Source organism: Sinorhizobium americanum, from assembly GCF_001651855.1.
GTDB classification, from domain to species: Bacteria; Pseudomonadota; Alphaproteobacteria; order Rhizobiales; family Rhizobiaceae; genus Sinorhizobium; species Sinorhizobium americanum.
On record NZ_LNQC01000052.1, the window covers coordinates 99771 to 112194 of the forward strand.

General features: G+C 62.2%; 12 protein-coding genes and 1 tRNA gene. 8 read left to right on the plus strand and 5 right to left on the minus strand.

Translation table 11 applies throughout. The features are described 5' to 3' along the window. Positions 1–3: 3 nt before the first annotated feature. A complete protein-coding gene (locus tag ATC00_RS13910) occupies positions 4–1002 on the minus strand; it encodes an ABC transporter substrate-binding protein (protein ID WP_064253223.1) in 999 nt (332 codons plus the stop codon). A 230-nt stretch (positions 1003–1232) separates the two neighbouring features. Between ATC00_RS13910 and ATC00_RS13915 the strand changes: the two genes are divergently transcribed. Next, a complete protein-coding gene (locus ATC00_RS13915; protein WP_064253238.1) occupies positions 1233–2126 on the plus strand; it encodes a LysR substrate-binding domain-containing protein in 894 nt (297 codons plus the stop codon). A gap of 68 nt (positions 2127–2194) precedes the next feature. Here the strand turns inward: ATC00_RS13915 and ATC00_RS13920 are convergent, their stop codons facing one another. Next, complete coding sequence (locus ATC00_RS13920) at positions 2195–3481, minus strand: ABC transporter substrate-binding protein (protein WP_064253224.1); 1287 nt, start codon at positions 3479–3481, stop codon at positions 2195–2197. Between the two features lie 143 nt (positions 3482–3624). Between ATC00_RS13920 and ATC00_RS13925 the strand changes: the two genes are divergently transcribed. From ATC00_RS13925 to lexA, 7 genes are all read left to right on the plus strand, one after another. After that, complete coding sequence (locus ATC00_RS13925; RefSeq protein WP_064253225.1) at positions 3625–4650, plus strand: LacI family DNA-binding transcriptional regulator; 1026 nt, start codon at positions 3625–3627, stop codon at positions 4648–4650. Next, on the plus strand, positions 4647–6500 hold the full coding sequence (locus ATC00_RS13930) for a DUF2264 domain-containing protein (RefSeq protein WP_064253226.1): 1854 nt from the start codon (positions 4647–4649) through the stop codon (positions 6498–6500). The genes ATC00_RS13925 and ATC00_RS13930 overlap by 4 nt, the downstream gene beginning before the upstream one ends. Then, positions 6497–7507 (plus strand): hydroxyacid dehydrogenase, encoded by a 1011-nt coding sequence (locus tag ATC00_RS13935; RefSeq protein WP_064253227.1) that lies wholly within the window; start codon positions 6497–6499, stop codon positions 7505–7507. The genes ATC00_RS13930 and ATC00_RS13935 overlap by 4 nt, the downstream gene beginning before the upstream one ends. Continuing rightward, a complete protein-coding gene (locus tag ATC00_RS13940) occupies positions 7504–8274 on the plus strand; it encodes a sugar phosphate isomerase/epimerase family protein (protein ID WP_037383571.1) in 771 nt (256 codons plus the stop codon). The genes ATC00_RS13935 and ATC00_RS13940 overlap by 4 nt, the downstream gene beginning before the upstream one ends. Positions 8275–8358: 84 nt before the next feature. After that, positions 8359–8434 (plus strand) — tRNA-Ala (locus ATC00_RS13945). Positions 8435–8710: 276 nt separating this feature from the next. Further along, entirely contained in the window at positions 8711–8878 is a 168-nt protein-coding gene (locus ATC00_RS32950) for a hypothetical protein (protein ID WP_162843165.1), read from the plus strand. Positions 8879–9117: 239 nt separating this feature from the next. Further along, entirely contained in the window at positions 9118–9831 is a 714-nt protein-coding gene (gene lexA, locus ATC00_RS13950; RefSeq protein WP_037383574.1) for a transcriptional repressor LexA, read from the plus strand. A 436-nt stretch (positions 9832–10267) separates the two neighbouring features. Here lexA and ligD read toward each other — a convergent pair whose 3' ends face one another. From ligD to ATC00_RS30575, 3 genes are read right to left on the minus strand one after another with little or no spacing between them, the layout of a single operon-like run. Further along, entirely contained in the window at positions 10268–11242 is a 975-nt protein-coding gene (gene ligD / locus ATC00_RS13955; protein ID WP_064253228.1) for a non-homologous end-joining DNA ligase, read from the minus strand. Positions 11243–11299: 57 nt separating this feature from the next. After that, positions 11300–11878 (minus strand): hypothetical protein, encoded by a 579-nt coding sequence (locus ATC00_RS32575; RefSeq protein ID WP_161951908.1) that lies wholly within the window; start codon positions 11876–11878, stop codon positions 11300–11302. Positions 11879–11934: 56 nt separating this feature from the next. Further along, positions 11935–12111, minus strand: a complete 177-nt coding sequence (locus ATC00_RS30575; protein WP_064506641.1) for a DUF3606 domain-containing protein — start codon at positions 12109–12111, stop codon at positions 11935–11937. Between the last annotated feature and the right edge of the window lie 313 nt (positions 12112–12424).

The window sequence follows — 12424 nt, forward strand, 5'->3', positions numbered from 1 at the left end:
TGATCAGTTGACGCTCGCGGGGATCATCTTGCGCGCCTCGGCCTTGACGTCGATGGCCGGGAAGACATCCGGATAAAGAAGATGCGCTGCCTCGCGCAGAACCATCTCGCGGGCAATCGGTCCATGCGCCTCGACCCAGTGATCGCCGACATAGTGGACTCGCCCATTCTTGACGGCCGAGAGCTGCTGCCAGATCGGATTGTTTTCATGCGGACGATCCGGACCGTAGTCATAGACGAAAATGACTTCCGGATCCTTTTCCAGCATGGTTTCGAGACTCATCTCCATACCCCAATTGTCTGGAACCGACGGAGTCGGGTTCTGTCCGGCAATGTTTTCCGCGCCGAGAGCGACGAGAATGGCGGCCGTCATGTTTTCTGAACGGAAGACCCATGGCGTGTCGCCGCCCCACATCACGACGAAGCGCGGGTGCTTGTCCTTCGGCGCCTTTTCAGCAAAGGCCGCCAGATCTGCCTTAAATTGAGCGTTCAATTCCTGCCCGCGCTTGGTTTCGCCAAGAATGGTCGCGAGCTGGCCGATGGTCCGGTCGCTATCGGCAAAGAGCTCGAGGCTGTAGCCAAGATAGGGGGCGATCTTCTGATACTGGTCGGCATTGCCTTCCGTATAGCGGCGGATCGCGACCGTGACGTCCGGCTTTGCCTCCGCAAGCAGTTCAAGATTGGGCGTCGCCCGCTGACCGATCTGCCTCACCCCGTCGAGATGGCCGCCGAGGAAATCGGGGCTCCTGCCTTCGACCATGTAGGTGGCGGCGACCGGCTTGAGGCCCAGCGCAAGCGCCACGTCCGCGGCAAAATAAGAGACAGACGCGATCCGCTTCGGCTTCGCCGGAACCGAGACGGCAACCCCGCGGTCGTCAATGACGTTGAAGGTCGCATCTTCGGCACGCGATTGACTTGCGATACATGCCGACAGCGCAAGGCTTGCGGCAAGAAACCGACCGAGAACGGCGCGATTCTTGATTTTGGCAGGGCTCGGGAACATGAACGGTCACTCCGGATGGGAATTCTTAAAATCAGTGGATTGCTCGGTCTGACGGGCCGCGCTTGCGTGACGCGCAATCGGCCCCTGCGGCTCGCACGCGGCGGCCGCGGGAACAGGCGATATCCGGTACGAGCTTCAAAGCAGACGAGTTCCAGTTATCAGTTGCTGTCGGGCTGGAATCTGGATAGTCATGGTCAACTTATTTGCAAGCGAAAGATTTTCAGGCCGGCATGAGAAATACTCAAACGCAGCGTTTCAAATTGCCTCCGCTTTCGACCCTGCCGGCTTTCGCGAGCACCGCGCGCACCGGCAGCCTGACGCTCACGGCCCGCGAGATGAACCTCACGCCCGGCGCAATCAGCAGACAGATCAAGTCGCTGGAGGATGCAATTGGCGTCTCGCTCTTTCATCGGAGCCACAATGCGATCTCGCTGACGGACGCCGGGCGGCAATATCTGGCACATGTCAGCGCCGCTCTCGCAACAATCGAAAACGGTACACGTGCGCTGCAGCCCGACCGGGCAACTCTGGTCATACAGGCGCCGATCACGTTGGCGCGGCGCTGGCTCATTCCGCGGCTCGGTTCGTACCGCCAGGAAAACCCGAATGTCGATCTCAGCATCCAGTCGCTGGCGCTCGGAGCGACCGGCGTGCCCGATGTCGTCATCACCTATAGGCGCGGCACGATCGAAGCCGACTTCCCGGCCGCCTTCCTGCTCGACAGGTCGATCGCCGTCTGCTCGCCACTGCTCGCCGGTGGTTCAGGGCCTCACGTCCAACCGCAGGATCTCCTCGACCTGCCGCTCCTGCTCGACACGGCGGATGCGTGGTCGTGGCAACGCTGGTGCAGTGCGGCGCAGATGCCATTCAAAGCGCGCGGTGGCAGCATCGCCTTCGACACCGACGAGGCGTCGATCGACGCCTGCATCTCCGGCCTCGGCATCGGCCAGGCGAGTCCCTCGCTGATCGAGCGGGAACTGCGGGAGGGTCAGTTGATCGCCCTGTGCCCGGGCATCAATCCGATCGTCGGGGCCTATGAGATTTCCATTTCGACGGGAACGCCGTCTGCACTTGCCTTCAACGACTGGCTGTCCGCCTGGAGGGAAACCGGCGGCGAACAGTGATCGGACGGCGGCCGGAGCGACCTGCCCGTCCGCCGTCAACTCTCGATGAGACAATGTGCTGGCAGGCGTCAGCCGGCGCGAACCGTCGCCTTGCCCTCCTCGACCAGACGCGTCGCCGCATCGGCGATCGAAATGCGTTCGAAGGCCAGTTCGTCGGCGATCGGGCGCAGCACCCGCTGGTCGAACTCCGTCGATCCGAGCGGCGCGGGCGCCGGATAGCTGCCCACCTGGACCTTGAGTGCGTTGATGTATTTCACCGTCTCGGCTTCCGTCGGATTGAGCGACGGCAGGATCGCCTCGCGCACCTTGGGCGACATCGGCACGCCGCGCTCGACGCCGAGTATCTTGCCGGCTTCCGGGTCGTTGACGAAGAAATTGATGAACTTCGCGGCCTGTTCGCCATGCTTGGTGGTCGCGCCGATGCTCCAGATCAAGGCCGGCCGGTAATAGTGCCCGGAGGCGCCGCCCTTCTCCGCGCGCGGCAGCATGCCGATGCCGAGCTTGCTCTTCATGATCAGCTGATAGCCGACCATCTGGTTCGAATATGCCATGCCCATGGCCGAATAGCCGAGTGAGAGGCAGTTCGTATCGATCGTGTTCTGGTCGAGCGTCTGGATATCGGCGCCGACCGTGCCGCCGCGCTTGCGCAGGTCCTCCCAATAGGCATACCACTCTTTCGCTTCCTCTACGCCAAAGCCGAGGCCGCTTTCGGTATAGAGGCTGCTGCCGCGCTGCCTCAGCCACGCATCGAAGACATAGGCGTAGCGGGCCCCGTATGGCCCGCCCCAGACGTTCTTCTTGCCGGCCGCCTTGGTCATCTCGGTCGCGATGTCGGCATATTCCTTCCAGGTGGTGTCGACCCCGGGAGGCGTAATGCCGGCCTTCGCAAAGGCATCGGCGTCATAGAAGAGTGCGAAGGAATTGAGGCCGAGCCCGACGCCCCAGAGTTTCCCATCCACTGTCGTCAGCTTCAGCACATCCTTGCCGAACGCGCCCACATCCAATGTCGATGGGATGAACGGATCAAGGGCTAGGCAGGCGCCGCGCTTGGAGTAATCGGAGATCGTGCTCGGCTCGAGCTGGAAGACGTCCGCGATCGCACGGCCGGCCATCTGGGTCGCGAGCTTCGTCCAGTATCCGTCGCCGCTCAGGGTCTCGCCGACGATCGATATGTCCGCGTTTTTCTCCTGGAAGAGCTTGGCGACACTCAAGGTCCGCTTCGAGCGATCGTTGGATCCCCACCACATGGCGCGGAGCTGCACGTTTTCGGCAGCGAAGGGTGAGTTCGCGCCGAGCGCAAGGCCGGCGACCGTGCCGGCCGAGCCGAGCAGGAATGTGCGTCGATTGAGTAGCATGCCGTTCCTCCTGTCGTTGTCTGCCTCGCGCTCTCCTCCAGCGCCCGGCGAAGCCATTCTGCGAAAGCTTATGCAAGAAAATGAATTTTGCAAGAATTTGTTTTGTGCTTGCAAAATTGCATAAATTGTGCAATCTTTGCGCCATGAGTGACATATCTTCCAAACGGCTGCGGCAGGCCGACATCGCCACTCGGGCCGGAGTCTCCGTTTCCACCGTCTCGCGCGTCCTTGCCAACGAGCCGGGCATAAGCGACGACGTTCGCCGTCAGATCCTCCAGGTTGCGTCCGAGATCGGCTATCCTATCAAGGCCACGCCCCCGGCCAGTCCCGGCGCCTTGGCCCTCATCGCAAGCCATGGCGTGACGGGCGGGCTCAGCGTCTTTTACGAGGGCATCGTCGAGGGCCTGCGGTCCGAGGCAGCCAAACTGGGCATGCCTTTCGATATCCGCCTTGCCCGGGAGGCAAGGGCAACGCCGGAAGCGGTCCGCGAACACCTGGAGTCCGTCGGCGCGGAAGGGCTCTTCCTGGTCGGGATCGACCCCGCTGCCCCCCTTTGCAAATGGCTCGAAGAAAGCCGGACGCCCGTCATTCTGGTCAATGGCACCGATCCGCAGATGCGCTTCGACGGCATTTCACCCTCGAACTTCCACGGCGCCTATGCCGCGACCAATCGATTGCTGGAGGCAGGCCATCGCCGCATCCTTCACCTGACCGGATCGCATCGGCATACGATCCGTGAGCGTGTTCGTGGCTTCGAGGCGGCAATCGCTTCGGCGGACGGCGAAGGGCGCGTCATTCGCCTGCCCTTTGAGGGCAATTCCAGCGTCGAGGCGCATGCGGCGACGCTCGCCGCCCTTGCCGAGGACGGCGGCTTCACGGCAGCGTTCTGTATGAACGACTTTATCGCTGTCGGCGTGCTCGAAGCGGTCACCGAGCTCGGCCGGCGCGTTCCCGAGGATTTCGCCATCGTCGGTTTCGACGATCTGCCCTGCGCGGAAATGGCAAATCCACGGCTCGCGACGATGCGCGTCGACCGCGTGGCGCTCGGCCGCGACGCGATCGGTATGATGCACTTCCGTCTCCATCATCGCGACACGCCCGCGCGGCACGTGTCGCACGCGGTGTTCCCCGTCGCCGGCGGAAGCTTGGAGGCGAGACGGCACCCATGACCTATGATCCCGCCTGTGCCAACCCGCTCGTCGGCAATCCGCTCGAAACGCGCAGCGACATGCAGCACGCGCTGCTGGACCTCTTCGATCCGCTGCTGCCGTATTTCTCAAAAGGGAATGCGCGCGTCCGCCTCGATGCCGCCGCCGCCCACTTCGACCGGGCCGCAGCAGATCTCGAGGGTTTCGCGCGGCCGCTTTGGGGCCTTGCGCCGTTTGCCGCCGGCGGCGGCGATTTCCCCCATTGGCGCCGTTACGCCGAGGGCATCGCAAACGGCACCGACCCCAGCCATCCGGAATTCTGGGGCAATGTCGGCAACCGCGACCAGCGCATGGTCGAACTTGCAGCCCTCGGCTTCGCCCTTGCCCTGATTCCTGAAAAACTGTGGGACCCGCAGAGCGGCCGAGCAAGGGACAACCTCGTCACCTATCTGCTCCAGGCGCGAAAGTTCGACTATGCTGAAAACAATTGGAAGTTCTTCCGCATCCTCGTCGACATCGCACTCGATCGCCTCGGCGTAGAATTCGACCGCAGCCTGACCGATGCCTATCTCTCGGAACTCGACGGCTTCTACATTGCGGACGGATGGTATCGGGACGGCAATGTGCGGCGTGTCGACCACTACATCCCGTTTGCGATGCACTTCTACGGGCTCATCTATTCGCGCCTCGTCGAGGACGACCATGCCAAGCGCTATCGCGAGCGTGCACTCGCCTTTGCTGAGGATTTTCGCCACTGGTTCGCCGAGGACGGAGCGACCGTTCCCTTCGGCCGCAGCCTCACCTATCGTTTCGCCTGCGCAGGCTTCTGGTCGGCGCTCGCCTTTGCCGATCTCGAGGCGTTACCCTGGGGCGAGATCAAGGGCCTTTGCCTTCGCCATCTCAGATGGTGGGCGGACAAACCGATCACCCATCGGGACGGTGTGCTGTCGGTCGGTTACGGCTATCCGAACCTGTTGATGTCGGAAAACTACAATTCAGCGGGCTCTCCCTACTGGGCGTTCAAGGCCTTCCTGCCGCTCGCCGCCTCCAAGGATCATCCGTTCTGGACTTCCCGGGAATCGTCGCCGAGGCCCTCGTCCGACCCGGTAGCGCTTTCACACCCTGGCATGGTGATGATGCCCGCCAGGGGTGACGTCGTGGCGCTTTCCTCCGGGCAGGAGAACCGGCAAATGCGGTTCGGCTCGGAAAAGTACGCGAAATTCGCCTATTCGGCGCGCTACGGATTCAGCGTCGAGAGCGACGAGCGGGCCTTCGGCGGAGGCGCCTTCGATTCGATGCTGGCCTTCAGTGACGACGGCATTCACTACCGTGTACGTGAGGCGAATGAGGAAGCACGGCTTGTCGGTAACGTGCTCTTTTCCAGGTGGTCTCCCTGGCCGGACGTCACCGTCGAAACCTGGCTGCTGCCGGGCTCGCCCTGGCATCTGCGGGTGCACAGGATCACGACTCCGCGGCCACTTGAAACGGCCGAGGGCGGCTTTGCCATCACCAGACGGGACTTCGAGGCCGATACGCTTTCCGCGCAGACGGGTTGGGCCTATGCCATCGGCAAACAGGACTTCAGCGGAATCCGCGACCTCTGCTCGACAGTCACGCGCCAAGGTCTGGCGCAGAAGGCGCCGCCCAATACCAACCTCATCACCGCAAAGACTCTGGTGCCGCAATTGCGGGGCACGATCCCCGCCGGTGAGACTATTCTCCGCTGCGCCGTGCTGGCCGTTCGCGACATCTCGGCCGTATCGGGCGACTGGGACGTTCCGCCCGCCGTCCCCGAAATCGCCGAACTGCGCGGCCTCGCCGAACAAGGCGTCAGGGTCAGCGCCATGCAAGCGCCAGGACGCATGCCATGACCCAGCCGGCGATTGCCTTTGCGATGCAGCCCGGAAGGACGGAACATGTGCTCACGCCGGAACTTTTCGGGCGCATAGACAGTCTCGCTCGCATACTCGATCCACAACCGATGACGGTTTTCAGCGACGGCCGGGCAAACCGGTTGCTCGCCGAAGCCGAAATCCTGGTGACCGGCTGGGGCGCCCCGAGCTTCGATGCGGACGCCCTTCGATCGGCCCCTCGCCTTCGGCTCATCGTTCATGCGGCCGGAACGATCAAGGACCTGATCGATACGTCCGTATTCGATGCAGGGATTGCCGTCAGCCATGCGGCCGAAGCCAACGCCGTGCCGGTCGCGGAGTTCACGCTGGCGGCAATCATTTTCGCCGGCAAGCACGTCTTTCGCTTCCGCGACCTCTATGCCGCCGACAGAGGGCGCCAGCGCACCCAGCTGCTGCAGGGACAGGCCATTGGCAACTACCGCCGCACAATCGGTATCGTCGGCGCCTCGCGGATCGGAAGGCGGGTGATCGACCTTCTTCGCCCTTTCGACTATCGGGTGCTGCTTTACGATCCCCTGGTCGGGCAGGAAAGCGCTTCGGCACTTGGTGTCGAAAAAGCCGATCTCGACACGCTGATGACGCATTCGGACATCGTCTCGCTGCATGCGCCTTACCTGCCCGAGACCCAGCACATGATCGACCGGCGGCGGCTGTCCCTGATGAAGAACGGTGCGACACTGATCAATACGGCGCGGGGGGCGCTCGTCGACGAGGCCGCACTGATAGACAGGCTGAAGACGGGCGCAATCAATGCCGTCATCGACGTGACGGATCCCGAGGTGCCGGAAGAAACGTCGCCTTTCTATGATCTGCCGAACGTCTTCCTGACGCCGCACATTGCCGGCGCCATCGGGCTTGAAAGGACGCGGTTAGGGGAAATGGCCGTCGACGAAATCGAGCGCTTTCTGGACGGCCGGTCGCTGCTGTTCGAGATCCGCAAGCACGACCTGGAGCGCATGGCATGAGCGAGTTCGAACCGGCGCTCTGCACCGTCACCTTCCGGAGCTTGCCTCCGGAGAAAATCGTCGATCTGGCCCGGAACGCCGGCCTTGCGGCGATCGAATGGGCGGGCGATGCTCATGTTTCTCCAGGCGACACCCTCGTCGCCCGGATCGTCGGGCTCCTCAGCGCAAGGGCTGAACTGACGACATCCTACGGATCCTATGTCGCGCCACCGACCGACGACCTCATGGAATTCGGGCGTGCGCTCGAGAGCGCGATTGCACTCGGTGCCTCGAATATCCGCATCTGGCCCGGTACCCGCCGGCGCGATTCAAAGGACTACAGCGCCGGCGAAAGACGTGATGCCGCAGAGGCGATCCGCGACATGGGCGCCGAAGCCGCGCGTCACCGCGTGACCGTCTCGCTGGAATATCACCCGCAATCGCTGACAGACACGACCGACTCGGCGAGCCGCCTGATCGACGCGATCGCCCACGACAATGTCTATCTCTATTGGCAGCCGCGGCCCGGGCTGGAGCTCGGCGAGGCTCTGGCTGAAGTCGCCCGCATCGGCCAGCATGTGTCCCATGTCCATGTCTTCGCCTGGGATCGGGACCGCAACCGCTTCCCCCTGGCATCGGCAGCCGACTACTGGCGAACCGTCCTCTCGGCGCTTGCGGCAACGCGCTGGACCGGGCGGCGATTCGCTATGCTGGAATTCGTCGCCAATGACGCTCCCGCGGCCTTTATCGAGGACGCCGAGACGCTCAAGCAAATCCTCCTTGAGTGACATGGACGACGGCCCCATCCTCCCCGCCAGGCGCCGGGAGGGACTGGCGCGGGCGCTGAAATCCGCCTATATAGGTGAGCGGCTGGGGTCGTAGCTCAGTTGGGAGAGCGCCGCAATCGCACTGCGGAGGTCGAGGGTTCGACTCCCTTCGACTCCACCAAATTGCCAGTGTCCATCCCGGAGACACAGGTAACAGATACTCCCTCAGATGGGGGTGACATCTCGCAACCACCACCACTTCAGACTGTATTCGCATCAGACCCATTGCGTACGCAAATTCCGCGAGAAGGCGAGCGATCCGAGGTCGGAGGGACTGTGGTTCTAGCAAATGTGCCGTCTTCCCGCATTGCCCCTCGCTTGCCAAAGAGCGTGATTTGCGAGAGACTTAGCGCCTGGCATCATTGCATATCGGCAACTCCCGCAAGTGGGGACTACCATGCCTCTCAAATCTCTGATCGCCGCCACCGCAATCGCTCTTCTCACGCTTTCAGGATGTGCCACGACAGGCGCGACGGGCAACACGACCTACACCCAGTGGTACGGGCCCTACCCTGAACCTGATTTCGACGTTCTTAGCCCCGGCGGGCTGCGCCTCGCCTACTAGGACGGCTTGTCAAGACGATACACAGCGTCGTCAAAGGTGAGCAAACGCTCGCTAATGTGTGGCTCTGTGCCGCAAGGAAGTCTTCACCACCGTCGAAAGCCCGCAGACCGTCTGTGCCCGCTCTGATATCGCGCCGCGACGCCCTGGCTAAAGTTCACCGAATATTAAGTGCTTGCGGAACACATATGGAACGGATAGTTTCTGTTCTTGATTTGTTTCGCGATTCTGGAGTGACGCGCATGCTGACCCGCAAGCAACAGGAATTGCTTCTGTTCATTCATGAACGGATGAAGGAATCCGGGGTCCCGCCCTCCTTCGACGAGATGAAGGATGCGCTCGATCTTGCGTCGAAATCGGGCATCCACCGGCTGATCACTGCGCTGGAAGAACGCGGTTTCATTCGCCGGCTACCCAACCGGGCCCGAGCGCTCGAGGTCATCAAGCTGCCGGAAGCCTATTCGAGCCCAGCCCAGCCCCGGCGCGGCTTCTCGCCGAGCGTCATCGAGGGCAGCCTCGGCAAGCCCCCGGCGCCACCGAAGCCGGCGCCAACGCCGCCGGTCGAGAGCGCGTCCATGACAGTGCCGGTCATGGGCCGGATCGCCGCCGGCGTGCCGATCTCGGCCATCCAGAACAATACGCACGAAATTTCCGTGCCGGTCGAGATGATCGGCAGTGGCGAGCACTACGCGCTGGAAATCAAGGGCGATTCGATGATCGAGGCGGGCATTCTCGATGGCGACACCGTGATCATCCGCAACGCCAGCACCGCCAGCCCCGGCGATATCGTCGTCGCCCTGATCGACGACGAGGAAGCAACGTTGAAACGCTTCCGCCGCAAGGGGGCATCGATCGCACTGGAAGCGGCGAATCCAGCTTACGAAACGCGCATCTTCGGACCCGACCGCGTCAAGATCCAGGGCAAACTCGTCGGCCTGATCCGGCGCTACCACTAGCCCATTTTGGCCGCCCGTGCCGAGCCTTTGGGTGGTCGTTTCGCGTAGTCGCCGAGCACAGAACTGTTTTCATCGGCTTCCGTGTCTGCTCATGCCAGCCCGTTTTTTTTGGTGTCGGCGTCCGCCATGCCACCGGCACGAAGCGCTCTCGCATTCCGGCATGTTCAAAGCTGTTCGTGGGGCGTCTTTTTAAACTTCTCCCTCTTGCGCTCCACATGGATTCGTTTTAAACGCCCGCCATCGCTCGATTTTCCGAGCACGAGAGGCCTCGTGGCGGAGTGGTGACGCAGAGGACTGCAAATCCCCTCTACTTCCAATAAAATCAATATCGTTTCTGAAAAAGCCGCCGAAAACACCTCGTTTTCCGCAGTTTTTCGCGCATTGATTTTTCAGAGGAATTCAGAGTTTTCAGAAATGCAGTTGGCCCGGTTTCGGGTCAGGAAGTAAGCTCGAACACCGTCGCATCGTCCGCTCGTTCCCTGATGCCTTTGAACGCCGCATGCCGCAGCTTCCCGTCATCGGTCCAAGCGCGGTACTCGACCTCGGCGACGAGAACCGCCTCGGTGAAGACGGCGCCCTTCCGCTTGAGGTTCACCGCCGGAGAATATGTGCGTATCCCGTCGAGCAGGTCGCGCAGCTTCGCGGACTCAGCGTATGTCCAGCCCGTTCCGCAGCCGCCAACATAGACAAGCTCGCCGCCCTTCCGAGCTGCCAGCAGCAGCCGCCCGATTGCGCCAGGCACCGTAGAGGGCTCATAACCGACGATCACGAAACTGTCCCGGCGCCTGCAGGTGATCTTGAGCCAGTCGGGGCGCCGGCCTGAGCGGTAGGGACAATCGCGCCGCTTAGCAATGATGCCCTCAAGTCCATGCTCGCACGCAGCGCGATAGACCTCCGCCCCTTCGGCTTGTACCTCTTCCGATAGGCGAATAGCCCCTTCCCGCCCGCCGACGATCGGCTCCAACAGCTTGCGACGCTCGCGTAGCGGCAGCCGGCGTAGATCGTGGCCATCGAGGTAGAGGATATCGAAGGCGTAAAGGACGATGGCGCCCGCCTCATGCGCCGACGGCCGCCGGCCGAGGGCGCGCTGCAGCATGCCGAAATCCGATCGGCCCGTATCGTCGAGCACAACGGCCTCGCCATCGAGGATGGCCGTTTTCACGGCAAGCCGTCGCGCATCGGCCGCGATCGACGGGAATCGATCGGTCCAGTCGTATCCGCCACGCGTGAGGATCCGCACGCCGGAGAGCTCGATGTGAAGGGCGAGCCGGTACCCATCCCATTTCACTTCGAAGGCCCAGTCAGGTCCGGAAGGAGGCTTTTCGACGAGCGTTGCAAGACAGGGGTCGACGCGCACCGGCATAGGATCGGTCGGCGGTGTTTCGGGCGGTCTCTTTGTTGCTCTGGCCATGCGCCCATTAACGCACGGACCAGCCAAACCGTCGCATTGACTTTCCGGCGTAAGCGCTCATATCAGCAGCACCAGGCGCTGGCGGGCGCTCTTCACGACATGCGGGATATCGACAACCTCGACCGAGGAGGAAACCGCATGCCAGCGCCAGAATACGATATCGAACGCGCAATCTTCATTCGCTTCGCAATGGTCGGCCGCCCTGTCCTGAATGGACTCGCTGCGAAAGGCCAGCGGCGACGGCGTGATCCGCAGTGCTCCACCCTGTTTGCCCGCGACATTGTAAGTGCTTTGAGGGCGCAGATCGGCTTTAAACGCCACGGCAAAACTGTGGACGATGCGACCGTGCAGGAATTCCTGCGCGCCGCCATTTGGGAAATAGCTGTCGAGGATTGCGCCGTGCTCGTCGGCATTGACGCCACGCCAAGGGACGCGGCGAAGCGGGAGATCTCGAAGCGGTTGGCCGAGCGGCTCAAAGCCGAATTCGAGATTGTTTACGACCCGGCCTTCTATCACGGCCGCAGCGGAACAGGGCCGCTCGGGCCGAGGAGATAATTTCAAGGCCGGCTGCGGGGAATCGGAACAATGACGCCCCCGCTGGATTATCTTAGTGCCGCATAATTGTCTCAGCGGCACAGGTCCCCCAACCTGTTAATGAGTGCCCGTCCTGTCCCCCGGTGCGGGCACTCGCATTATTTGGCTTTCGCCAGATAGGCCATCACCTTATCCCGGTTCGGTCCCGCCTCGCGGATCGCCTCGAGCGCCTTCTGCCGCGTCACCTTCGCCGTCCGCATCAAATACGCGACCTCGTGTTCCTGCGTGGAAACTAGTTCGCGGTCGCGGCCCTGCTTCTTCGGATTGTCAGCCATATTCTCCTCCCTCGGTAACGAAAGATAGGATAGGCCATGGGCGGGGCAAGAGCGGGCGGGGATGCGGCATCGGTGCAACGCTAACGTTGCACAAACGTTGCAACGAAAAGGGGCCCCGCTTTCGCAAGGCCCCACTTTGCAACCAGCCAAAAATGCAAGTCATCAAACAGAGGGATACTACGCGGCACACGCTGTCAAACGCCTGTCGAGCCTCGCCAGATATGCGTTGCATATCGCTCACGTCCCCCATTTGGGTGAATGACACTTTGCCCGATCTGGTGTAACGCAACGGCAAGGCACAATTTCCACTCGC